Consider the following 23,900-nt stretch of genomic DNA (forward strand, 5'->3'; position numbering starts at 1 on the left):
GGGCGTGTTGGCGATGCTGTTCACCACGAGCTCGACGAGAGCGATCAGGTCGGTGGAGCGCTCGCGTTGCCGGAGGAACAGCGGCGGGGGCAACTCATCCGGCGGGGGTGTCCGAGAAGCGTCGGCAGCGGTATTCCCGACCACTTCTCGATACGCGGCTGGATAGTGTCGAGCCGGGAAAAGGCGTCTACGGGGAACAGGTACGGGTGATGGTCGAGCGACCGGAGTTGGACAGGGCGAAGGAGAGAGTCGCACGAGCTGCCGGCGATCTGAGCAAGCGTGCGCGGAGCGCTACGACGCAGGTGATGGAGCAGGCCGGCGATCTCCGCGAAGCAGCCGCCGAGAAGTTCGGCCCGAGGAGCCTCCAGTCGTACGAGGAGGTCACGGCCGAATACAACCGCGCCTTCACGGCGATGAGCGACGACGGGCTCTCCCTCCTCCGGCAACGCGAGCGCTCCACCGACCTGATCGCTCTCGTCGAGCTCGTGGTGAACAGCATCGCCAACACGCCCAAGTCCTTCAGCAGGGACTTCGAGCAGATCGAGCTCGACAGAGCCCGGTTCCTGGACGCCGAGGAGATCGCCCGCGCGGATCTCGTCGCTGCACGGAAGTCCGCGGCGGGAGCGGGCGCCGGTGTCACCGCCGGCGCGGCGATCGCGAGCGTCGCGCCGACAGCCGCCATGTGGGTCGCCACCACGTTCGGCACCGCGTCGACCGGGACCGCGATCTCGACCCTGTCCGGTGCCGCTGCGAGCCAGGCCGCCCTGGCATGGCTCGGCGGCGGGGCCGTCGCTGCCGGTGGCGGAGGGACCGTCGCGGGAGGAGCGCTGCTCGCGCTGGCCGGCCCGGTCGGCTGGAGCCTCGCAGGCGCCGCCGTCCTCACCTCGGTCGTCCTGTTCACGAAGAAGAAGTTCGAGAACCGCGAGACGAAGCACGAGATGCTCACCGCCGTGATGCGGAACATCGCGCAGGTGCAGGCGATGGACGCGCAGATCGACGACCTCCTCCAGCGCACCGCCTCTACCCGAGAGCTGCTTCTGAAGGTCTACGGCGAGGCGCTGCCGCTCTTCGGGGCGGACTTCGCGACCCTGGCTCCCGCCCAGCAATCGCAGCTCGCCTCGCTGGTGAACGTCGCGAAAGCGAGTGCGGCACTGCTGAGCGCCCGTGTGGAGCAGGCCGCCGACGATGCCTGATATCGCCGACGTCGCCAGAAGCACTCACGAGCAGGCCGTCGCCGCCTGGGTGGGCTACCTGAACCAGGTGCGCGTCGATCGACTCATGGGCGCCCTGAGCAGGCAGGACCGGAACCTCTCGACGGCTCTCGACCATCTGGATACAGCCCTCCTGCACATAGGCGACGTGGTCTCGTCGAACCGCGGTGGAGTGAAGGGCGCGCACGGATTCATCGCCGAGGTCGCCGAGGTCGGCATCGGCAACGCCCGTGCCGCTGTGCTCGGGGAGACCGGCGGCAACGCCTGGGTGAACGACAACGGCCCCGTCGATCTGATGCGGAACGGCCTGCTGATCCAGCAGAAGTTCTCCGCCGCCGGCGGGCGGTTCGGCCTCGGCGCGATCACGGAGCACCTCGAGAAGTACCCGGACTTCGTGAGGAACGGCGGCAGGTACCAGATCCCGAGCGACCACTTCGAGGCCATCCAGAAGCTGCACGCGATGTCCGCCGAGGATGCAGCGAAGCTCCTCTCCCGCAGCGGGGACGGCCCGTCCCTCCGCGACTGGAACCGTGTGGAGGCCTTCTTCTCGAGCGAGACGATCGACATCGCGGCACTCGAGCCCTCCCGGCTGGAGTACCGGGACGTGCAGCTCGGTGCGTACGCCGACACGTTCGCGGCGGAGGAGGGAAGGATCACGGCGACCGACGAGGCCGCCCGCACGGCTGCCGTTCGGGAGAACCGGGCGACGGTGCGCCAGGGCGCTCAGGCCACCGTCGTCGCCGCCGGGATCGAGGGTGGGACCGCATTCGTCTCCGCGGTCCTCGACAAGCGCCGCGAAGGCACGAAGCTCAAGGAGTTCTCGGCCGACGACCGGAAGGACATCGCGAACGCCTCCGGTCTCGGCGCGGTGAAGGGCGGTGTCCGCGGTCTCACGATCTACTCACTCACCAATCTCACTGCGACGTCGGCCGCCACGGCGAACACGGTCACGACCGCCGCGCTGGGGATCGCGGGCCAGGCGAGCAGGCTGCGAGCGGGCGACATCTCCGAGATCGAGTTCATCGAGAACTCCGAGATCCTCTGCCTCCAGGCCGGCATCAGCGCGCTGTCCTCGGTCGTCGGGCAGGTGCTCATCCCGGTCCCCGTCCTCGGCGCCGTCATCGGCAACACCGTCGGCTCCGTCATGTTCAGCGTCGCGTCGTCCTCGCTCTCCGCCCGGGAAGAAGCGCTCATCGCCGGATATCTCGAGGATCAGCGCTCACTCGATCAACAGCTGGCCGCCGACTACGCCGATCTCCTGGCGAAGCTCGAGACGAGCATGCTGCACTTCATCGACATCCTCGACCGGGCGTTCTCTCCCGACATCGAGGTCGCGCTTCTCGGGGCGATCGACCTCGCGGCCCGAGTCGGGGTGCCCTCGGAGGAGATCCTGGACACCGACGAGAAGGTGAACAAGTACTTCCTCGACTAGGTGCCTGCGGGTCGGGGCGTCGTTCGTGGCGGGGGCGTTGTGCCGACCTGGTTCCACGGGTTCCGGATGGTGCTGCCGGTACGCCCGCCCCGCACCCCTCCTCACATCGCCGACCCCAGCGCGTCCCGCAGCGTCGCCCGCGCCCGCGCGTGCCGGCTCCGCACGGTCGCGGCGCGGAGGGACAGGATCTGGGCCGCCTCGGCGAGGGAGAAGCCGTCCCAGTAGACGAGGGTGATGATCTCCTGGTCGACGGGCTTCAGCTGCGCGATCGCGGCGCGAACGTCCTCCGCCGCGTCGTCGGCGGGTGCAGGCGGAGTGATGCGGAGCTCCTCCGCCAGCCGCTCGACCAGCGCGCTCCTCCGGGTCGCGGTGCGGCGCTGGCCCGAGAGCACCCGCCGGGCGACGCCGAACGCCCACATCCGCGCGCGCGTCTCGTCCTCGGGGATCGACCGCTCCTTCCGCCAGAGGATCAGGAGGGTGTCGCTGAGGAGGTCCGCGGCGTCCTCGGGGCTCGCCGTCCGCCGCGCGAAGTAGCGGAGCAGGTCCGGCGCCTCCCGCTCGACCAGGGCCGTGATCTCGGCCTCCCGGTCGCGCGCGGGGGAGCGGACGACGCTGCGCGCCATCGCAGGCGCCGCCTCGCCGGCGCTCATCACAGCTCTCCCGTGCAGTCGGTGCTGCCGCCCAGGCCGCCGTCGCCCTCGACGATCACGCCCTCGGGGATCGTGTCGAGGATGTGGTCGTCCGCCGCGGTGATCCAGGCCCGCCAGCGGATCGTCTCCTCCGAGAGGCCGGGGCCGTCGCTGTTCATGTCCGAGGCCAGCCAGGCGGGGTCGGTCGTGTAGGCCACCGCGTCGTCGTGGATCCGCTGGCCGACGCCGCTCCAGTCCTGCGCACGCAGGTAGTCGGTCGCGGAGGTGGTGACCTCGCGGTAGTCGATCTCGCCGTTGAAGTAATCGATCGAGCACGACACCGCTGCGCCGGAGTCGGTGGTGTAGCTGATCGGGATCGTGAAGTCGGGGACCGAGCGGACGTCGGTGCCGGCGCTGGTCGCCAGCACGAGACCCGGGACGAGGAGGACGGGAGCCGCCAGCCACCACGCCCTCGACCGCGCGGGACGGCGGGGCGCGCGTTCGCGGGTCTCGGCGATCACGCTGTGCAGGGCGGTGCGGACGCCGGGCGCCCGGTCGTCGGTCGCGGGGTCGCTGCGGGAGAGCAGGTCGTCGAGTGTGCGTCGCGTCATCGGGTCCATCCTTCGTCGGTCGGGCGTCTACCGAGTACGTGGCCGGGTGGGGCCCGAGCGTTGCACGGGACCTGACGGGAGGAGTGAGCCGAGGCGGTCGCGCGTGCTCACTTCGGGGACTCCTTCGCGAAGAGCCGTCAAAAGGCGCCATATTCGGCTTCACCCCGGTCCTTTTCTCATCGGTTATGGCCCCGACAAGGGGGGCTCACTTCTCTATGGCGAGAGGGAGGCCGACCTATACGTTCATCTTCGGAAGCCCGCGGGGAATGCGTGCTCCCCTCCGGAGTCTGGGGCCTCCGCACTCGCTGCGACATCCGTGTCGTTCGTCGTGTCGACGTTTCGCTCATCTCCACGATCGACAACACGACTGAGAAGCAGAACCATGGCTTTCACGACCCGGCGGCGCCGCCACTCACGGCACCGATCGCCGTCGCGCCTCGGAATGCGGGCCGTCGTCTTCGCGACGATCGGCGCTCTCCTCGTCGGCTCGTGGGGGCTCGGCGACGTCTCCGCCTCGTCTCCCGCTCAGGCCGCGAACCAGGCGGATCCGGTCGCCGGCGACGCCCCCGCCCTTCTCCCGACGCCGGTCGCACCGACACCGCCGACAGCCCCCGAGGCCGATCCGGCACCCGCTCCGTCGGCACCCACTCCGTCAGCGTCCGCCCCGTCGGCGTCCGCCCCGCCCGCACCCGCCGAGGCCGCGGAGTCGCCGAGTGCCACGGCGGAGGAGCCCGCTCAGGACGAGCCCGATCCCGCAGCGCCCCGCAGCGCCGCGCAGACGGAGCAGCCCGTCGAGCCGACGCCCGCCGGGTCGGCGCCCGCTCCCACGGCGGCCTCGGACGACGATCAGGAGTCGGACCGCGGCCCGCCCGCGACGGCGCGAGCAGCGGGAGGCTTCTCCACGCTCGCGGCCGGCGTCGCCGAGGCCCCGCGACAGGTGTGGACGGAGACCTTCGAGCAGGGCCTGACCGCCACCCCGAGCGCGCTCACCGCCTACGCGAACGGCCGCTACACGGCCGCCACCGGCTGGTCGACCGCCACGAACTGCACCGGCGTCCTGGTCAACTACACGGCGCCCTACCCCAACTCCGCCTTCTGCCCGACCCGGCCCCTCCTCACCGTCGGCACGGGATCGTCGGCCGCACGCGAGACCCGCCGCATGGCGGACGTCCTCGGACAGGTGGCGGCCGGAGTGCCGGGGTCCACCTCCAGCAGCGCCCCGGCCAACGGCTCGAACACCGGCACGCAGGCGAACCACGCCCTGGTCGAGTACCCGTACGCCGCCATCACCGGCGGCACGACCGTCGCCCAGAGCGCCGCGGGGATCGGCGTCTCCGCGCCCGCCGCCCGCTACTACGCCGTCGGCATGAACGCCGCCGGCGGGCAGTGCGGGACGAACAACGCGTCCCTCTCCCTCAACCTGGTCTCGGGCGGGTCCACCGTCCTCACAGGATTCGCGGCACCGGTCGTGCCCTGCGCCGCGACCGGCAGCGTGTTCTACACGTCCCCGACCCTCCCGCTGGTCGGCGGGCTCGGCGCGCTCGTGGATCCCGCGCTCCCCGCCTCCGCCCGCGCCGTCGCCTACACCGGCACGAGCACCGCGCTCCTCACTCCGGCGCAGATCGCCGCGGCCCAGGTGCAGCTCGTGAACACGGTCACCGGCACGGGAAGCGCCTTCGCCGTCGACGACCTCCGCGTGCTCGACGTCACCCCCGCGCTTGACGCGGCCTTCACGCAGGCCGTGCCGACCGCGACGGTGCCGACCACGCTGACCTACACGGTCACCAACACCAGCGACCTCCTCGCGAAGGCGGACTGGCGCTTCTCGACCGCTCTCCCGGCCGGCCTCGTCGTGGCCCCGACGCCGGCTGTCGGCGGGTCCTGCACCGACGTCACCGGAACGGCGTTCGCCGTGACCGCGGCCGCCGGATCCTCCTCCGTCTCGACCGTCGGCGGCGACCTCGCCGCGGGCGCGACCTCCTGCACGATCTCGGTGGACGTGGTGGCCGCCGCCGCCGGGACGTACAGCACCGGGACCACGACTCCCACCGGCCTCATCGCCTCCGCCCCCACGTCGGTGACGATCCAGGCCGCGACGACCCTCACCGTCCGGAAGAACCTGCCGGTGCGCAGCGCCACGGGCGACCAGTTCACGCTCTCGGTGCGCAGCGGCACGACGGTCCTCGCGTCGGCGACCACCACGGGCACCGCCACCGGGATCCAGGCCGCGCAGATCAGCCGCCTCACCGTGCAGTCCGGAGCGACGTACACGATCGCCGAGGCGCAGACCGCGGGCGCGGGCCTGGGGTACTCCAACAGCTACGAGTGCTCGCGCGGCGGCACGGTCATCGCCTCCGGAGCCTCCGCCGCAGGGTCGATCACGATCCCCAGCGAGGCGGGAGCGGAGGTGCTCTGCACCTTCACGAACACCGTGCAGACGCCGCGCCTGTTCTGCGACACCGGCCGCTTCTACTCCCTCACGGCGGCCGGCGCCCTGCAGCAGGCCGACATCGTCACGGGATCCCTGACCTCGATCGGCAGCTGGTCGGGGACCGCCGAGGCCAACGCGCTCGGCGTCGGCGCGAACGGCGCCTTCGCGTACGCGCTGGACCGCTCGTCCGACGCGACGGACGTCGACGCCGTCCTCAAGTGGACGCCGGAGGCGGGCTTCCAGAGGATCGCGAACAGCGCGTACACGACCGTGGCCGGCGGAGCGCAGGTGACCGGCAGCATCGTCGCCGGCGCGGTCGACCTCCGGACGGGCCGGTACCTGTTCGGCAGCTTCGCGAGCGGCCAGTTCTACATCTGGAGCTTCACGGAGGCGAACCCCGTCGCCACCCGGTTCGCCCTCGTCGGCTCCTTCCCCACCTCCGGAACCCCCAACGGCAACGGCGACATGGCGTTCGACGCTCGCGGCAACCTCTACGTCGTCGGCGCGGGCTCGGTCAACAACGCCAGCAGCGCTGCGATCTTCACCGTGCCGGCCGACGCCCTGGCCGCGGCGACCGGCGGCACCCTCCCGGTGAACACTTCGATCGCGAAGGCCGTGACGGGGACCGACGCCGCCTTCGCCAACATCAACGGCATCGCCTTCTCGCCGCGTGGAACCGTCTACCTCGCCAACGGCGACGTCGCCGCCGCGAACGGTGTCCCGGCCATCCCCGGCAGCGCGTACGAGTTCGACGCCACCACCTGGACCCGCGTCAGCGGCACGCCGCGCGTGAGCGTCAACGCCGTCGACCTCTCCGGCTGCTCCTCGCCGGCCACGATCACCGTGCAGAAGAGCGTGGTGGGCCGCCTGGCCGCGGCGGACCAGTTCCAGCTCACGGCCGCCGCCGGCTCCCCGGCGTCGCCGTTCGCCACGGCCACCACCACCGGCGCCACCACCGGCCGCCAGACCGCGCAGATCGGCCCCTTCCCCACTCCGATCAACAGCACGGTGACGGTCTCGGAGGCGATGGCCGCGGGCTCCGCCTCCCCGATCACCGCCTACACGAGCATCTACGAGTGCTACGCGGACGGCGTGCGGGTGAGCACGGGCTCGAACCCGACCGGGACGGTCACCCTCCCGAACCGGCTCGGCGTCAACGTCACCTGCACCTTCTTCAACTCCCCGCGCCCCGCCTCCACCGTGCGGATCACCAAGACGATCCGGGACGCCTCCGGCACGACCCGCCCCGGCGTGGACTGGACCGTGGGCACGACCGCGACGGCCACGGCGGGCACCGTCGCCCTGCTGCCGGAACAGTCGCCCCGCCAGCAGACGGACGCGGCGGGCCAGGCCGCCTGGATCGTCCTGTTCGGCACGGAGGCGTCGCGGGCGACGCTCACCGTCTCGGAGGTGCAGCAGACGGGCTTCGCGTTCGTCAGCGGCGCCTGCACGGTCAACGGCGCCGCCCGGGCGACCACGTTCTCGCAGTCGGGGACCGTCATCAGCGCGAGCCTCACCGGCATCGCCTCCGCGGCGGTCGTCGAGTGCTCGATCGTGAACCGGCCCACGGCCTCGCTCACGCTCGTGAAGACGGTGAGCTCCGGCAGTGCGCTGCCCAGCGACTTCACGCTCAGCGCCACCGGGCCGACCGGCGCCCTGCCCGGCCCGACCGGCCGCGCAGGCTCCGCGGGCGTGTCGGCGATCCCCGTCACCCCGGGTGCCGCCTACCGGCTCGCCGAGACCGGCGGTTCCGCGACCTATGTGCAGACCGCACCCTGGCAGTGCCGCACCGACACCGGCGCCGCCCTCACCGTGAGCGCGGCCGGAGACGTGACCCCGACGAACGGCGCCGCCGTCACCTGCACCGTGGACAACGCCAGCGCGACGATCACCCTGGTCAAGCAGGTCCTGCGCCCCCAGACCGGCTTCCAGGCGGCCGACTGGCGCGTCACCGCGACGCCCGCCGCACTGGCCGGAGCGACGCTCCCGACGGAGACCCGGGCCGGCGCGGAGTACGCCGCCGCGGGCAACCCGGCGAGCACCTTCGAGGTGCGACCGGGCCACGGCTACACGCTGTCCGAGGCGGCGACGGATCCGACCCGCCGCCTCGCGTACCAGGAACTGCGTCTCGAGCGCCTGACCGGGACGACGTGGTCCCCGGTCGCCTCGCGGACGATCACGGCCCCCACGGCCGGTCAGACCGCGGTCTACCGCTTCGTCAACGCCCCCGTGGACCCCACACGCCTGCCGCTGACCGGTGGCGCCAGCACCGACGCGTTCCTCCTGGGCGGGGGGTCGGTGCTCACTCTCGCACTCGGCCTCCTCCTCTGGGAGCGGCGCCGGAGGCTGCGAGGCCCCTCCCGGTGACGCCCCGACCGAGAGCCCCGGCGCTCTCCCGCAGACCCCTTCCCGCACACCTTCGACTCCACGACACCAGCACTCACGACCTCAGTAGGAGAGATCACATGTCCCGCTCACTCACCAGGCGGCTCGCCGCCGCAGCCGGCGTCCTCGCGCTGAGCGCTGCGGCGGTCTTCACCGCCGTCGCGCCGGCGTCAGCGGTCACGCTGCCCGGCAACATCGACCCGACCATCAGCCGCACCCTCACCGTGCACAAGCTCGCGCTGGGCTCCAACAACGGCCAGGCGATCGGCACCGGCCAGGAGATCACGGTCCCCGGTGACGCGCTGCCCGGCGCCGTGTTCACCGCCGCGCGCGTCCAGGGCGTCGACCTCACCACGCCCGACGGCTGGAACCAGGTCGCGAACCTGACCCCGGGCACCGCCGCGACCCGTGTCACCGCCGCCGACACCTTCACCGCCACCAGCGGCACGGACGGCGAGGCCGTGTTCAACAACGGCGCGAGCATGCCGCTCGGCCTCTACCTCGTGACCGAGACCCAGCTCCCCGCCGGAGCGACCAACGGCGCGGCGCCGTTCCTCGTGACTCTGCCGTTCCCGACGGGCCCGACCGGTGCGCCGGCGAACCAGTGGATCTACGACGTCCACGTCTACCCCAAGAACGCGGTCACGGAGCTCACCAAGACGCGCGTCCCCGCGGCGGCGAACTCGGTCGAGGCGCGCAACCCCGACCTCATCCGCTGGGCCATCGCCTCGGACGTCCCGGTGCTCGCCACCGGTGACACGCTGGACGCGTTCACCCTCACCGACACGCTCCCCGCCGAGCTGACCTACCTGCCGACCGGACCGGCCGGCGTCGCGCCCACCGGCATCACGGTGACCAGCGCCGCGGGCACCGCGCCCGCACCGGCGTTCATCGCGAACACGGACTACACGCTCGGCTACGACGCCGCGACCCGGAACGTGACGCTGAACTTCTTGCAGTCCGGCCTCACCAAGCTCCAGGGCCTGCAGGGCGGCGTCGTCACCCTCACGGTGCTCACCCGCGCCACCGCCATCCCGGCCAACGGCATCATCACCAACTCGGCGACGAGCGTCGTGAACGGGGCCACGGAGACGGTCACCGGCAGCACCCCGATCGGTCAGCTGACCGTGTACGCCTACCAGAACAACGGCGCCAACCGCGTGCCGCTCGCGGGTGCGGTCTACCAGGTGTTCCTCACCGAGAACGACGCCAACCTCGGCCAGAACCCGGTGTTCATCAACGGCAACCAGAATTGGACGACCGGAGCGAACGGCATCGTCGAGATCCCGATCATCACGCCGGGCAACTACTACGTCCGCGAGCTGACCCCGCCAGCCGGATTCCGTCTGCCCACCCCGGCCCAGGTGCTGACGCAGGTCGTCGCCGGACCGAGCTCGGCCACCGCGCCGATCCAGAACTACGTCGAGTTCCTCCACACCCAGGTGCCGGCGTTCGCCCTGCCCCTCACCGGTGGCGGCGCGCAGTGGTTCACCCTCGGTGGAGGCGCGCTCCTCGCCCTCGCGATCGGTTCGGGCCTGATCGCCTCGCGCCGCCGCACCGCGCTGGCTGCTCAGACCGCGGAGTAACGTCACACCATGACGAAGTCGAATGCGGGGCACCCGTCGGGTGCCCCGCATTCCTCTGTCTCCAGCCCTTTTCCTCCGCGGAGGCGGATCCACCGCCGGCCGCGGTGGCGGCTGCCGATCGCCCCGCTGGTCATCGCGCTCATCAGCCTCTCGGGAGTGGCGCTGCTGCTGTACCCTGTCGCCGCCAGCTGGCTCAGCGCCGTCGAGCAGGCGCGCGAGATCGACTCACTCACGCAGGACATCACCGACCTCGGCGCCGAGACCCTCCGGCAGAACCTCGTCGAGGCCCGCGCCTACAACCAGAGCCTCAGCGGAGGCGGCGCCGCCGTCGCCGCGAACGAGCGCCTCCCCCTCGCCGACGACGAGCAGGTCGCCGACCGCGAGCGCTACTCCTCCCTCCTGCGCGGCGACGCCGAGGGACTGATGGCCCGGATCCGGATCCCCGCCATCGACGTGGACCTGCCGATCTTCCACGGCACGAGCGACGCCGTCCTCGAGCGCGGCGTCGGCCACCTCGAGGGCACCGCCCTGCCGGTCGGCGGTCCCTCCACCCACTCGGTGCTCACCGGCCACCGCGGCCTCGCCTCGGCCGAGCTCTTCACCCACCTCGACCGCGTCGACGTCGGCGACACCTTCACCATCGAGGTCTACGGCGAGGTGGTCACCTACCGCGTGCGCGAGACGCTGGTCGTCGAGCCGGAGGACACGCAGAGCCTCCTCGTGCAGCCCGGCCAGGACCTCCTGACCCTCGTCACCTGCACCCCGCTCGGGATCAACACCCACCGCATCCTCGTCACCGGCGAACGGGTGATCCCGACGCCGCAGTCGGACGTGGACGCGGCGGGGGAGTCGCCCGACGTCGCCGGGTTCCCGTGGTGGGCGGTCGCGGCCGGAGGCGCTGTGGTCGCCGCCGGAGTGTACGTGTGGTGGGCGGGGCGGCCGGCGCGCGGCGCGTGGGTGCCGGTGGTGGTCGATGGCGAGGAACGCGACAGAGTTCCTGCGGATCTGTGAGGCGAGGGGGCGCGGATCCCCGCTGTCCTGCTCCGGTCGCCTCGGCGCCGTGCTGTCCCCGTCAGCGGGATCGCGGCTGTGCGGGCCCGGTCAGGCGGGGCGCCACTCCTCGAGGAACTCGGCGACCGTCTTCGTCTCGAGGTCGAGCTCGACCTGCCCGAGCAGATAGTGGGGGTCGGTGAGGTCGGCCTTCACGCGGATGATCTCCGCGCCGGTGTCGAGGCGGAGGACGACGAGGTCGTAGGGCGCGAGGAATCCGCTGCCGAGCGCCATGTCGATGGTGAGGCGGAGCCGCCCGAAGCGCCGCAGCTGCAGCTCGGCGCGGAGGTGCTCGGCGGCGACCTCGGGGGCGTCGGGAGTGGGGTCGGGCATGGGGGAGACGGTACCGAAGCGACCGGGGCGGACCCTAAGTGACAACAAAGGCGGCCGCAGGAGTTCGTTGTAGGTCGCTCTGCGTCAGTCTCCACCGGCGAGGAATCGACTCGCTCGCTGTTCCCTCGCTGCGCACGTAGTAGATGTCGGAGTGGGTCAGTAGCCTATCTACCGGGCGAAAATGATTCTCGCACTGAGAGACATTGTGGCTCGAACGCTCCGGCGATGGGGACATGTAATGAGACTGAATCACGTCTCGGGCGACGACGATTTGAAGGAGACACCTTGTGAAGGCTGTGGACGCGAATCTGCTGGAGCTGTTGAAGAAGGCTGATCGTTTCGTCGTACCGATTTACCAGCGCGTGTACTCCTGGGGCGAGGAAGAGTGCGGATAGCTCTGGACCGACATAACGCGGGCCGGAGCCCGGGACGGGCTCAGCAGTCACTTCACGGGCTCGATCGTCTACATCGAGCGAGGTCAGGGCACCAGGACATCGAGCGAGCCTGACCTCCTCATCGATGGGCAGCAGCGCGTAACGACGGTGACGTTGCTGCTCGCGGCCCTGGCTTCTCGTCTGGACGAGTTACCCGAGGAGGAGCGGGAGGCGATGGCGGGGTTTGCTCCGCAGAAAATCCGCGGGCTGTACCTGACGAACCAATTCGAGTCGGGGGACAGTTTCTTCAAGCTGATCCTGTCGCAGCGAGACAAGGAGGCGCTGAAGGCCGTCATCCGATACGCGCCGCTGCCAGCGTCAGATTCCCGGATGATCAGCAACTACCTCTACTTCGTGGGTCTACTGCGCGGAGCCTCCACTGACGTCATCGTCGACGTGTGCCGTGGCCTGGCCAAACTCGTCGTGGTCGACGGGAAGCTGACCCGGGGCACCGATGATCCGCAGCTCGTCTTCGAGTCGATGAACGCAACCGGCAAGAAGCTGTCCCAAGCCGATCTGGTCCGGAACTTCGTGATGATGGATTTGACGCCTTCTGAGCAGGAGCGTCTCTACGAGGACTACTGGTTCCCGATGGAGCGGCAGTTCCAGGGAGAAGACGAAGGCCGGTTCGACGAGTTTGTGCGTCACTTCCTCATCGTGAAAACCCTCGCGATTCCGCGCATCGACGAGATCTACGACGCGTTTAAAAGCTACGCCTTCGACCAGGAGCGAGACGGGACCACCCGCGATCAGCTGGTAATTGACCTGAGCCACCACGCCGGCTGGTTCGCTGCCATGGCACTCGGCGCGGAGACGAACCCGGCTCTGGCGAAGCGCTTTCGCGAGCTCGACCAGTTGGCCACCGTCGCCTACCCCTTTCAGCTGCGCCTGTACGCGGACTACGTCGCAAGCGTCCTCGACAGTCGAGCGTTCGTTGACGTCCTCGACGCGATCATCGCGTACCTGTTCCGCCGCGCCGTATGCCGGATCCCCACGAACAGCTTGAACAAGACCTTCGCGACCCTCGCCTCCGCCATCGACACGGAGCACTACGTCGAGAGCGTCTGCAGCCGTCTCCTGACGCTCCCGGACTACCGGCGATTCCCCACGAACGAGGAGTTCGAGGAGGCCCTGAAGACCTCGGACATGTATCACCTGAAGCGGCTCGGCTACTTCTTCCGCGAGATGGAGAACCGCGGCCGGAAGGAAGAAGTCTCCACGGCGGAGTACACGATCGAGCACATCATGCCCCAGCACGTCACCCGCGCCTGGCAGCAGGAGCTCGGCGCCGACTGGGAAGCCGTGCACGACCGTTACCTTCATACGCTCGGAAACCTCACCCTGACCGGCTACAACCCGGAGTACGCCGACCGGCCGTTCCATGAGAAGCGAGACATGCTCGGCGGCTTCCGCGACAGCCCTCTCCGCCTCAACAAGGGACTCGGACAACTCGAGAGATGGAGAGCAGCCCACATCGAGCAACGCGCCGCCTCACTCGCCGCGCAAGCGGTAGCCATCTGGGCCATCCCTGCATCCGAGGAGACGGTCCTCGCTCAGTACCGGGAACGGTTCAGCGACTCCCGACGATTCGACTGGTCTCAAGCGCACTCCATCCTTAAGGCTCTCCCCGCCGGGCGCTGGACGAGCTACAACAACCTCGCCGAAGCGGTCGGCACTGGCGCACAAGCCATGGCACGGCACCTGGCCGCATGCAGCAGGTGCGAGGACGCCTACCGAGTGCTGACATGGGACGGCACCCTCGCTGAAGAATTCCGCTGGCCCTACGCCGAAGACGGGCGCGACCCCGCAGACGTGCTGACGGCGGAGGGGGTCACCTTCGCGGGAGGACGTGCTGACCCAGAACAGCAAGTCTCAGCCGAGGAACTTTTAGCGCTCATCGGTGAGGACGAGCGGTGAACTCCCGCCGTGCTCGAAAGAATCACCGCTCGCACTCCATCGCCAGAGCGTTTCGTGTCTGACGTGTCAGATAGGTTGTCTGCATCATGAGAACCGCGCAAGCAACGTTGCCGTACGTGCTGAACCGGCGGGGTCATCTGCCCTACGCCCGTTACCCGTCAGGCGCCTGTGGATCAAGCCAGGGCATCGGGCGACAAGGTGTGATGGCACCTTCATCGGGTTGGCCAGCGCGTGGCGTCTGACCTAACGCCGCACCAGGCGAAGTATTACGCCCATGAGCTGCAGCGCAGTTACGCCAACGACCACGTTGGCAAGCTCGCCGGCTTGCTGTTCGATGCCCAGGTGGAGCCGAAGCCCCACCAGATTGATGCGGCACTGTTCGCGTTGCAGACGCCATTCTTGCCGGGTGTGATCCTCGCGGATGAGGTCGGGTTGGGTAAGACCATCGAGGCGGGCATTGTCATTTCGCAGTACTGGGCGGAGCGGCGACGCAACATCTTGATCGTCGCTCCGTCGAGCCTGCGGCAGCAGTGGCAGCAGGAGCTGTACGACAAATTTTTGCTGCCGTCCGCCATCCTTGACGCGAACATTAAGGACTCCCTGCTCGCTCAGACGGGCGGCCCTTCGGCGCAGGTGTTGATCTGCTCGTACGAGTTCGCACTTCGCCACGAAACCGCCCTACTCAAGGCATGGGATCTCGTGGTGGCGGACGAGGCGCACAGGTTGCGCAACAACTGGACGGGTAAGGCGAAAGCTGCCGAAGCGATTGCGCACATCGTTCAGGGCGCGCACAAAACGGTGCTGCTGACAGCGACGCCGCTGCAGAACAAGCTCGAGGAGCTGTACGGGCTGGTGTCGATCTTCGACCCGAACTACTTCTACTCGCTCGATGCGTTCCGGGAGCGGTACGTCAAGAATCGCGACCTGGGCGGGGACGATGACCTGGTCGAGCGAGTCGCAACGGTCTCAAAGCGGACGCTACGGCGTGACGCCGACAAGTACGTTCACTTTACCAAACGTCTGCCACTGACGGTCGAGTTCGCCCCCTCGCAAAATGAGGTGCGTCTCTACGATCTGGTGAACGACTACCTGCAGCGTGACGAGCTGTTCGCGTTCGCTGGTAGCCAACGTCACCTCGCTGCCCTGATCATCCGCAAGCGCCTTGGATCATCGACGTATGCCGTCGCGAGCACGCTGGAGAACATTGCCAGCCGTCTCGCGGATGAGGTGGCCGCCGGTCAGCGCCGCGATGGACGTGGCGGTCTGGTAGTGGCGGACTTCGCTGCCGATGACGAGATCACGAGTGAGGAGCTGGAGGAGGCCGAGGAAATCGAGGGAACACGCACCGGTTCCCATACATCATCGCTACCGCTGGACGAGTCGCTCCTGGAGGCGATGAGAGCTGAGGTTGCCGAGCTGCGCGAGTACGCGGCGCTTGCCCGTTCGATCTCGGAGAACCAGAAGGCTGTGAAGCTCGGTGAGGCGATCGACCTCGGCTTCGAGCGGTTACGAGAGCTAGCTGCGCCGGAGAAGGCAATTATCTTCACCGACTCGACCAAGACGCAGGAGTACATCGCCCGCTCGCTCAAGGAAGCCGGTCGCGGCAAAGGGCTCGTGCTGTTCAACGGCTCGAATAACGCGCCCGAGCAGTCAGCGATCTACCAGGCCTGGCTGAAGAAGAACAAGAACGGCGACCTGATCACTGGCATCCCGGCGGTCGATCGGCGCAAGGCGCTCGTGGACTACTTCCGCACCGAGGGCACGATTATGATCGCGACCGAGGCTGCGGCAGAGGGCATCAATCTCCAGTTCTGCTCGATGCTCGTCAACTACGACTTGCCCTGGAACCCGCAGCGTGTCGAGCAACGCATCGGCCGGGTGCACCGCTTCGGACAGAAGCACAACGTCGTGGTCGTGAACTTCTCGAACAAGGGGAACCGCGCCGAGCAGCGAATCCTCGAGCTGCTGACGAACAAGTTTCAGCTGTTCTCGAGCGTGTTCGGCGCCAGTGACGAGGTGCTCGGTGCGATCGAGGACGGGCTGGACTTCGAGAAGACGATCAGCGATATCCTCACCCGATGCAAGACCGCCGACGAGTTGGATTCTGCGTTCCGAGAGCTTGAGGGGCAGTACGCGATTGAGATCTCGCGCGAGATGGCCAGCGCCAAGGCGAAGGTCTTCGACAACCTCGACCCCCACGTCCAGGATCGCCTCAAGGCATATGACACGCAGTCCGGCGAAGTGCTCAACAAGTTCGAGCGCCTGCTGCTCGCGGTGACCCGGTACGAACTTGACGAGTACGCCACCTTCGAGGGCGACGGCCGCACGTTCACCCTCAACGAGTCACCAGTGCAGGACGCACCGACTGGGCGCTACTTCTTCAAGTCGCAGCCACTCGACCACGGCCACCAGTACCGCTACGCAAGCCCGCTCGCCCAGCACGTCATTGGCACGTCGAAGACACACGAGACCCCAGCACGGGAGCTTACCTTCTCGCTCGGACAGTCCAAGCGCGTCACCAGCGCGATCCGCGCACTCAAGGGCGCCAGCGGAGAGCTAACCGTGAGCCTGACAACCTTCCGCATGAAAGCGCGCGATGAAGACGTCTCCGAGTCCTACATGCTCGCCGGTGCACTGACCGATAACGGCCAGTGGCTCGACGAGGAGTACGTCGCGGACATGCTCGACCTGACCTGTGCATCAGTCAGCCAGCAGCCCGTAGAAATTGACGCGGGACGCTATACGCTGCGCCTCGCGGCGCGACGGACCGAGCTGGAGAAAGAAGTTCAGGGGCGTAACTCGCGCTACTACGACCAGCAGGAAGAGCTAGTCTACCGCAACCAGCAAGATCGCAAGGCCGAGCACGAGGGCAAGATCCGCGACCACCGGGCCAAGGAGAAAGAAGCCCGCAAGCTCGCGCGTCAGGCCGACGATCCATTGGAGCAGCTACGGCTCAAAAAGGACGCCCGTAAGTGGGAGCAACGCGCCGAAGAAGCCGACGAAGACTTCCGCGAGACGCGAAAAACGCTCCGTGCCGAGGCCGACAAGTACCTCGAACTGATTGAGCAGTCGCTCCAGGGAACCCACGAAACCGAGCACTTATTTACAATTCGCTGGCGTATAGCAGCATAGGCCACGGGCAAGTCACGAACTCGACAGAACCGCTGATAACAGGAAAGAGAAGCGCCTGAATGACTGACGACATCTATGAAACATCATCTGCCACCCCTGAATTTCAGACCGAGCTGGTAGCGCAGCTTGCCGATCTAATCCCTGAGGCTATTGCTGACGGTAAAGTGGATATTGAAAAGCTCAAGGAACTGCTCGACGGCGACGTAGCCGACGGCAGCGAGCGGTTCGGACTATTCTGGCCTGGCAAAAAGCGCGCGCTCCGCGCGGCGCAGGAACCGACCACGGCGACTCTCAAGCCGGACTTCGAGAACTCGAAAAACTGGGACACGACGCAAAACGTCTTCATTGAAGGCGACAACCTCGAAGTGCTTAAAATTCTCCAAAAGCATTATCATGCCAAGATCAAGCTTATCTACATCGACCCTCCGTACAACACTGGCAACGATTTTGTCTATCCGGACAAGTACAAGGAGGGCCTCGACTCCTACCTGGAATGGACGCGCCAGGTCAACGATGAGGGGAAGAAGGTCACGACTAACGCCGAGACAGAGGGGCGCTACCACTCCAATTGGCTCAACATGATGTACCCGCGCCTCAAGCTGGCACGTAATCTTCTCAAGGATGACGGTGTGGTCGTCATCCATATTGACGAGCACGAACACGCGAATCTCGAAAAACTTTTGAACGAGATCTTCGGCGAAGGATGCAATCTCGGCTCGATCGTCTGGGACAAGCGCAACCCGAAGGGTGATGCGACAGCCGTAGCGCAGCAGCACGAGACGATCATGCTGTTCTGCCGGAATCGCGAGGCTTTCAAGCAGGCCGGCGACTTAACCCGACCCAAGGCGAACGCCCAAATGATGATTGAGGCAGCTGCGAGGGCTACTGCTGATGCAGGAGGTGTTAACGACATTTCGCGCAAGCAGTATCGTGGGTGGCTCAAACAACATGCCACGCTCACCGGGGGTGAGGCCGCTTACAATCAGATTGATGACGATGGAAATGTCTATCGCCCGGTCTCGATGGCCTGGCCCAATAAGAAGAAGGCGCCTGATGATTACTTCGTTGCGCTGATTCACCCCCTGACGGGCAAGCCCTGTCCGGTTCCTGAGCGTGGTTGGCGTAATCCTTCATCAACGATGAGGGCGTTGCTTGAGGCTGACCAGATCTTGTTTGGGCGCGATGAAACGACGCAGCCAACCCGCAAGTACTTGTTGAAGGACAATATGTACGAGAACGTTGCATCCGTGCTGTATCACGCAGGCAGCGACGATGCGCTTCTTGCAGAGATGGGTATTCCGTTCGACACGCCGAAGCCGGTTGACGTGGCCCAGCGTCTGATTCAATCCGTGACCCGCGGCACCGACATCGTATTCGACTTCTTCGCTGGGTCAGGGACGGCAGCTCATGCGGTGATGAGCCTCAATGCTCGTGATGAAGGCGCCCGGAGGTGGATCGTTGTGCAACTGCCCGAGCCGACCCCGCCGGGTTCGGAGGCTAGAGCCAAAGGATTCGACTCGGTAGCAGCCATTGCTCACAAGCGGATCGACCTCGCGGGCGATCGCGTGGGCGCCGATCTCGTGGGGCAGTCGGTCGATGCTGGATTCCGTGTGTACAAGCTCGCGGAAACCAATTTTTCGAAATGGCGGCTCTCAAGTGATGTGGAGGAGGGCGCGTTGCAGCAGCACCTTCTCAGCCTCCGCGATAGCGCGACCGACAACGCGACTGCCGATGAATTGCTAACTGAAATCCTTCTCAAGCAGGGCTACTCGCTGACCGAGGCGGTGTCGTCTGCCGTCATTAACGGCCTCGATATTCGGCTTGTGCGTGATCGTGACGGCGACGTTGCCGTGCTCGCGTACCTAAACGAGCACGTAAAGCCGACACTTGAGCAGCTCCGAACACTCGTCGATGAGACGCCGACGCGAATTATCGTGCTCGAGGATGCGTTCCAGGGCGATGACGAACTTAAGACAAATTTGGTCCAGCTCGCGAAGAGCAAGGGCGTCGAGCTGTGGACGGCGTGATGGAGGGGTCTGGGTTTCAGTTCGACGCCAGTCAGCCGTATCAGTTGGACGCGATTGCGTCAGTGGTCGACCTGTTCGATGGGCAGCCGAGGGATTCGGAAAAGCTGGTCACTGCGTTGCGCGGTGTAGCGGCACTGCCTGACTCGGGACAAACGGCGCTCGACATTGACCTCACACAAGAGGTCGGTGCGATCGGCAACACCCTATTGCTCGATCGAGACCTGATCCTTGCAAACCTGCAGTGCGTGCAGGACCGAAATGGCCTGGAGGTCGCGCCGGAGCTTACGGGCGATGCGCTCGACTTCGATGTCGAGATGGAGACCGGCACCGGCAAAACCTATGTCTATCTGCGCACAATCTTCGATCTGGCTGTCCGGTACAGCTTCACGAAGTTCGTCATTCTTGTGCCGAGCGTCGCAATCCGCGAGGGTGTCAGCACGAGCATCCGGCTCATGCGCGAGCACTTCGAAAACCTCTACAAGCCGCGGGGCATAACCTTCGACTCGTCGATTTACAGCGGCAAGAGCGCTGAGGAGGTGCAGGCTTTCGCGACGTCGACAAACGTGCAGATCCTCATCATGACGATCGATTCGATCCGCGGTAATTCCAACACCCGCGTCATTCATCAGACGCGCGACAAGCTGAACGGCCTGCGCCCGATTGACTACCTCAAGGCGACACGCCCGGTCGTGATCATGGATGAGCCGCAGAACATGGAGTCGCAGCTCTCGCAGTCGGCGGTCGGTGAGCTCGCCCCGGTTTTCACGTTGCGCTACAGCGCGACCCACAAGAAGCAGCGCAACGTTGTCTACCGGCTTGACCCGGTCGACGCCCACGACCTTGGATTGGTTAAGCAGATTGTTGTGGCCGAGGTGGCGCAACAGGGCGCGGACGCGACGCGGTATATAAAGCTGGTCGAGGTGCGGCGTGAACCGTCGTGGTCGGCCCGACTGGAGCTGTCCTGCCGCAAGGCAGATGGCTCGCTTGAGCGCCGCATCGTGAGCGTGAAACCGCACCAGGAGCTATCGGACCTGCGCCTCACGAACAACCCGATCTACGAGGGCTGGCGCATCAATGAGGTGAGCATTGAGCCCGCCTACGTCGACCTCACGTCGCACGGCTTCCTCTATGAGGGCGAGAGCATCGGAGCCTCGGCCGGCGCGATCTACAAGGAGATGATCCGCGAGACCGTCCGCGAGCACCTCCGCAAGGAGTCGATGCTCCGCGCCAAGGGCATCAAGGTGCTCAGTCTCTTCTTCGTCGACAAGGTCGCCAGCTACCTGGGCGACGGCACGAGCAACGACGACGCGAATGGTGACTTCGTGCAGTGGTTCGACGAGGTCTTCATCGAGGAGCGCGCGAAGTCCACACGCTACCAAGAACTGTTGCCGCAGACGCCGAGCGAGCTTCGCCGCGCGTACTTCTCACAGATCAAGCGCGGCAAGACGACGACCTTCCAGGACTCGTCCGGCACGACGAAAGCCGATGACGACGCATACGAACTGATCATGCAGCAGAAGGAACGGCTGCTCGATGAGGACGAGCCCGTACGGTTCATCTTCAGTCACTCGGCCCTGCGCGAGGGCTGGGACAATCCGAACGTCTTCCAGATCTGCACTCTGCGCGAGATGGGTGCCGAGACCGAGCGCCGTCAGACGCTCGGACGTGGCCTGCGCCTGCCCGTTGCAAAGACCGATGGTGGTTACACCCGTGTCGCCGACCGTGGTGTCGCGACGCTGACAGTCGTCGCGAACGAGTCGTACACGAAGTTTGCGGATGCACTCCAGCGCGAGTATAAGGACGCCGGCGTCGAGATCGGCCGGGTGCGCCGAGCCGAATTTTCGAAGATCCCGCTGCAGGACGAGAACGGAGCGCTCACCGACGACAAATTCGGCTACCAGCGCTCCGTCCTCGTGTGGGAGCACCTCAAGAACAAGGGCTTCATAGACAAGGACGCCGCGGTCACCTCAAAGTTCCAGCCGAACCAGCTTGGCTTCGACCTTGGACTTCCAGTCGACTTCGCGTGGGCTGAGTCCATCATCATCGAGCTGGTTGATCGCGCGAATATCGGCAAGTACGTCAGGTCGGTCAGCAAGCGCCAGCCGCGAGTGCTCAACAAGCAGCTCTACTCGAACCCGGAGTTTGAGGAGTTCTGGGAGAAGATTGGCCAGAAAACAACTTACCGTGTCAGGATCGACCGTGACGAGTTGATCAATGCCGCCGTCAAGGCGATCCGGGAAGCGCCGAAAATCGATGCGTTGCGTATCCAGGTTACGCGCGCCGGAGTCAAGGTGCTTAGAGGCGGCGCAAAGGGCGAAGAACTCGGCACCCGCTCGGCGGACCTTAGGGGTAGCTACGACCTGCCAGACATCATCACGGAGCTGCAGGAGTCCACGTCTCTCACCCGCAAGACCATTGTCGAAATCCTGATCGGCAGCGGTCGGCTGGGCGAGTTCATCGGCAACCCGAACGATTTCATTACCATGACCAAGCGCGTCCTCCAGAGTGAGCTGGCGAAGATCGTAGTCGACGGCATCCAGTACGCGCGGATTGCAGGATCGGTCTACGAGTTACGGGAGTTGCAGCGGGATGGCGAGGCGGAGAAGGAGCGCTTCCTCGACCAGATGTATAAGGTGCAACACACCCAGAAGACCGACTTCGACTACGTCGTTATCGACTCGGACGTGGAGCGCCAATTCGCGGAGCTGCTCGACTCCCGGGAGGACATCAAGCTGTTCATGAAGCTGCCCGCCAAGTTCAAGATCGACACTCCGGTCGGCCCGTACAACCCTGACTGGGCGATCATCAAGCAGGAGGACGGCGAGGATCGGATCTACATGATTCGCGAGACGAAGAGCACACTCGACGACTCGAAGCTGCGCCCAACCGAGCTCGCCAAAATCAAGTCAGCCAAGCGTCACTTCGAGGCCATCGGTATCGAAAACTACGCACGCTCTGTTCCCCAACAGTGGTCGCTATAGCGAGTCCCGTCGAGCCAGAGCGTTTCGAACTGTAACGGAGCCCGACGACACGTCTCGGATCCTTCGGGATGTGAGACGTCTCGTCGGTCTGCGCCGCGCCCGCGCCCTTGGCCCGGTGCTCGCGCGAGGCCGTCGGTCTCGCAACTATGGCGCGCTACCGCGGGGTGTGCCGATCACGTAGCTCTCCGTTGTGAGACAGTCGCCGCTGCTCGGCCTCTGGTCGCCGCCTTGGAAAGCATTAGCTTCCTGGGCCTCGCGGTCGCCTCACGGGCGAAGCCCGAGCGCTCGTCGGATCTCGGGCGCACGTTTGTCTCGGCAAGGCGTCTCGTGGCGGGACGTCTCGCTTTGGGTTCGCGAGGGGGTTTCTGAGGCGGAGCCGCACCACAGTTGCTTGGCCTCGGGCGCACGTCCGATAGATCGTTGCGCTCGGCTGCACCTCGACGCGCCCGTCGCTGTTGGGATCCAACAGCTGCAAGCTCTGCGTCGTGGACCCGGGGAGCAAGGTCGTAGTCGAGCGCTCTGGATGAGGATGCGCCTCGAGTGAGCCGAGGGGCAAGTCGGTGCCTTCGCGTGTTGCATCAGCCGATTCAGCCGGATCTTGATCGCTCTACTCCCGCCGCCACCCTGCTGAGGGAGCGCGGGTCACCCGACCGTCCTTTGTGCTGCGTCGGGAGCGTCAGTGTGCCCTTGCGCGAGGGAGGGAGCCCGTCGCGTCGCGCGCCGTCACCCTTCTACTTCCGCCGGTTCAGCACCTTCGTCCCCACCCCCGCGATTGCCGCTCCGACGACAGGTGCCACGATGAACACCCACACCTGCCCGAGCGCATCCGGCCCCGCGAACGCCGCGGCAGCGATCGACCGTGCCGGGTTCACCGACGTGTTGCTCACGGGGATGCTTATCAGGTGGACGAGTGTCAGCGTGAAGCCGATGGCGAGCGGCGCGACGGCCTTGTATTCGCTCTTGGCGGTGACGGAGAGGATGACGGCGACGAAGACGGCGGTCAGGACGATCTCGCTCAGCAGGACTGCGCCGAGGCCGAAGCCGCCGGGGGAGGCGGCGCCGTAGCCGTTGGAGGCGAAGCCGGAGTCGCGGGCGGCGGCGAGGTAGCCGGCGGGGCCGTCGGCGGCGACGAGGAACACCATTCCGGCTCCGACGAGTCCGCCGAGGATCTGGCTGACGAGGTAGCCGGGGATGTGCTTCCACTCGGTGCGGCCGGCGATGGCGAGGCCGATGCTCACGGCGGGATTGAAGTGGCCGCCGGAGATGTGGCCGACGGCGTAGATGCCGGCCATCACGGTGAGGCCGAAGGCAAGGGCGACGCCGAGGAAGCCGATACCGAGCGCGTTGCCGGAGTCGGGGAAGGCGGAGGCGAAGACCGCGGTGCCGACGCCGCCGGCGACCAGGAGGAAGGTGCCGAACGCCTCCGACGCGTAGCGCGCTCCGGCCGAGTACTGCTCGGCGTGCTCGGTGCGCTGCTCGCTCGTGGTGCGGCTGGCGGTGTGGGGGCGGGCCATGATCGTTCTCTCTCTCGGGTCGGGGGAGCGCCTGCGGGGTCGCCGGGCACCGGGACACTCCAGCACCAAGGGGACGCGCCGGAGTCGGGACGCGGAGGGCTCTCAGACTCCGCCGGACGACGGTTCCGTGAGCGGCCTGGAGCCACTCGCTCGGCGGCCATCCCGGGCGCCCGTGCACAGGCGTCCGTCACCGTAGCGACCGGCCGACGCGTGCACGTCCCAGCACC

At 66.8% G+C, this 23,900-nt stretch carries 13 protein-coding genes; 9 read left to right on the forward strand and 4 right to left on the reverse strand.

Annotated features, from left to right (window positions below; all coding sequences use genetic code 11):
• The first annotated feature begins 302 nt into the window (after nucleotides 1-302).
• Complete coding sequence (locus tag C5C29_RS15680) at nucleotides 303-1,193, forward strand: hypothetical protein (protein ID WP_219813789.1); 891 nt, start codon at nucleotides 303-305, stop codon at nucleotides 1,191-1,193.
• Complete coding sequence (locus C5C29_RS15685; RefSeq protein WP_104308539.1) at nucleotides 1,186-2,643, forward strand: hypothetical protein; 1,458 nt, start codon at nucleotides 1,186-1,188, stop codon at nucleotides 2,641-2,643. The genes C5C29_RS15680 and C5C29_RS15685 overlap by 8 nt, the downstream gene beginning before the upstream one ends.
• 101 nt (nucleotides 2,644-2,744) lie before the next feature.
• Here C5C29_RS15685 and C5C29_RS15690 read toward each other — a convergent pair whose 3' ends face one another.
• Both C5C29_RS15690 and C5C29_RS15695 read right to left on the reverse strand, forming a co-directional pair.
• Nucleotides 2,745-3,293: an RNA polymerase sigma factor gene (locus C5C29_RS15690; RefSeq protein WP_219813790.1), complete on the reverse strand. Its 549-nt coding sequence runs from the start codon at nucleotides 3,291-3,293 to the stop codon at nucleotides 2,745-2,747.
• Nucleotides 3,293-3,883, reverse strand: coding sequence for a hypothetical protein (locus C5C29_RS15695; RefSeq protein ID WP_104223946.1), 591 nt, complete (start codon nucleotides 3,881-3,883; stop codon nucleotides 3,293-3,295). The genes C5C29_RS15690 and C5C29_RS15695 overlap by 1 nt, the downstream gene beginning before the upstream one ends.
• Before the next feature lie 382 nt (nucleotides 3,884-4,265).
• Between C5C29_RS15695 and C5C29_RS15700 the strand changes: the two genes are divergently transcribed.
• From C5C29_RS15700 to C5C29_RS15710, 3 genes are all read left to right on the forward strand, one after another.
• The gene (locus C5C29_RS15700; RefSeq protein ID WP_146083500.1) at nucleotides 4,266-8,681 is read left to right on the forward strand and encodes an LPXTG cell wall anchor domain-containing protein; all 4,416 of its coding nucleotides are present in this window, start codon (nucleotides 4,266-4,268) and stop codon (nucleotides 8,679-8,681) included.
• Between the two features lie 98 nt (nucleotides 8,682-8,779).
• A complete protein-coding gene (locus C5C29_RS15705; RefSeq protein WP_104308541.1) occupies nucleotides 8,780-10,285 on the forward strand; it encodes a SpaH/EbpB family LPXTG-anchored major pilin in 1,506 nt (501 codons plus the stop codon).
• A gap of 9 nt (nucleotides 10,286-10,294) precedes the next feature.
• Nucleotides 10,295-11,296 carry a class C sortase gene (locus C5C29_RS15710; RefSeq protein ID WP_219813791.1) on the forward strand — a complete coding sequence of 334 codons (1,002 nt, stop codon included), beginning with the start codon at nucleotides 10,295-10,297 and terminating at the stop codon, nucleotides 11,294-11,296.
• A 90-nt stretch (nucleotides 11,297-11,386) separates the two neighbouring features.
• Here C5C29_RS15710 and C5C29_RS15715 read toward each other — a convergent pair whose 3' ends face one another.
• Complete coding sequence (locus C5C29_RS15715) at nucleotides 11,387-11,668, reverse strand: hypothetical protein (protein WP_104308542.1); 282 nt, start codon at nucleotides 11,666-11,668, stop codon at nucleotides 11,387-11,389.
• A gap of 407 nt (nucleotides 11,669-12,075) precedes the next feature.
• Between C5C29_RS15715 and C5C29_RS15720 the strand changes: the two genes are divergently transcribed.
• From C5C29_RS15720 to C5C29_RS15735, 4 genes are all read left to right on the forward strand, one after another.
• Nucleotides 12,076-14,019, forward strand: a complete 1,944-nt coding sequence (locus C5C29_RS15720; protein ID WP_258069500.1) for a DUF262 domain-containing protein — start codon at nucleotides 12,076-12,078, stop codon at nucleotides 14,017-14,019.
• Nucleotides 14,020-14,250: 231 nt separating this feature from the next.
• The gene (locus tag C5C29_RS15725) at nucleotides 14,251-17,151 is read left to right on the forward strand and encodes an SNF2-related protein (RefSeq protein WP_104308544.1); all 2,901 of its coding nucleotides are present in this window, start codon (nucleotides 14,251-14,253) and stop codon (nucleotides 17,149-17,151) included.
• 59 nt (nucleotides 17,152-17,210) lie between these two features.
• The gene (locus tag C5C29_RS15730) at nucleotides 17,211-19,178 is read left to right on the forward strand and encodes a site-specific DNA-methyltransferase (protein ID WP_104308545.1); all 1,968 of its coding nucleotides are present in this window, start codon (nucleotides 17,211-17,213) and stop codon (nucleotides 19,176-19,178) included.
• Nucleotides 19,166-22,159: a DEAD/DEAH box helicase family protein gene (locus tag C5C29_RS15735; protein WP_258069499.1), complete on the forward strand. Its 2,994-nt coding sequence runs from the start codon at nucleotides 19,166-19,168 to the stop codon at nucleotides 22,157-22,159. The genes C5C29_RS15730 and C5C29_RS15735 overlap by 13 nt, the downstream gene beginning before the upstream one ends.
• Before the next feature lie 731 nt (nucleotides 22,160-22,890).
• Here C5C29_RS15735 and aqpZ read toward each other — a convergent pair.
• Nucleotides 22,891-23,673 (reverse strand): aquaporin Z, encoded by a 783-nt coding sequence (gene aqpZ, locus C5C29_RS15740; RefSeq protein ID WP_104308546.1) that lies wholly within the window; start codon nucleotides 23,671-23,673, stop codon nucleotides 22,891-22,893.
• Nucleotides 23,674-23,900: the final 227 nt, after the last annotated feature.

The organism is Rathayibacter sp. AY1H2 (genome assembly GCF_002931985.1).
In the GTDB taxonomy this organism is placed as follows: domain Bacteria; phylum Actinomycetota; class Actinomycetes; order Actinomycetales; family Microbacteriaceae; genus Rathayibacter.

Excerpts from the sequence above, each read along its gene's own strand:
- C5C29_RS15710 (WP_219813791.1), top strand. The coding sequence starts at position 10,295 with ATGACGAAGTCGAATGCGGGGCACCCGTCGGGTGCCCCGCATTCCTCT.
- C5C29_RS15685 (WP_104308539.1), top strand. The coding sequence starts at position 1,186 with ATGCCTGATATCGCCGACGTCGCCAGAAGCACTCACGAGCAGGCCGTC.
- C5C29_RS15695 (WP_104223946.1), bottom strand. The coding sequence starts at position 3,883 with ATGACGCGACGCACACTCGACGACCTGCTCTCCCGCAGCGACCCCGCG.
- C5C29_RS15690 (WP_219813790.1), bottom strand. The coding sequence starts at position 3,293 with ATGAGCGCCGGCGAGGCGGCGCCTGCGATGGCGCGCAGCGTCGTCCGC.
- C5C29_RS15700 (WP_146083500.1), top strand. The coding sequence starts at position 4,266 with ATGGCTTTCACGACCCGGCGGCGCCGCCACTCACGGCACCGATCGCCG.
- C5C29_RS15715 (WP_104308542.1), bottom strand. The coding sequence starts at position 11,668 with ATGCCCGACCCCACTCCCGACGCCCCCGAGGTCGCCGCCGAGCACCTC.
- aqpZ (WP_104308546.1), bottom strand. The coding sequence starts at position 23,673 with ATGGCCCGCCCCCACACCGCCAGCCGCACCACGAGCGAGCAGCGCACC.
- C5C29_RS15705 (WP_104308541.1), top strand. The coding sequence starts at position 8,780 with ATGTCCCGCTCACTCACCAGGCGGCTCGCCGCCGCAGCCGGCGTCCTC.
- C5C29_RS15730 (WP_104308545.1), top strand. The coding sequence starts at position 17,211 with ATGACTGACGACATCTATGAAACATCATCTGCCACCCCTGAATTTCAG.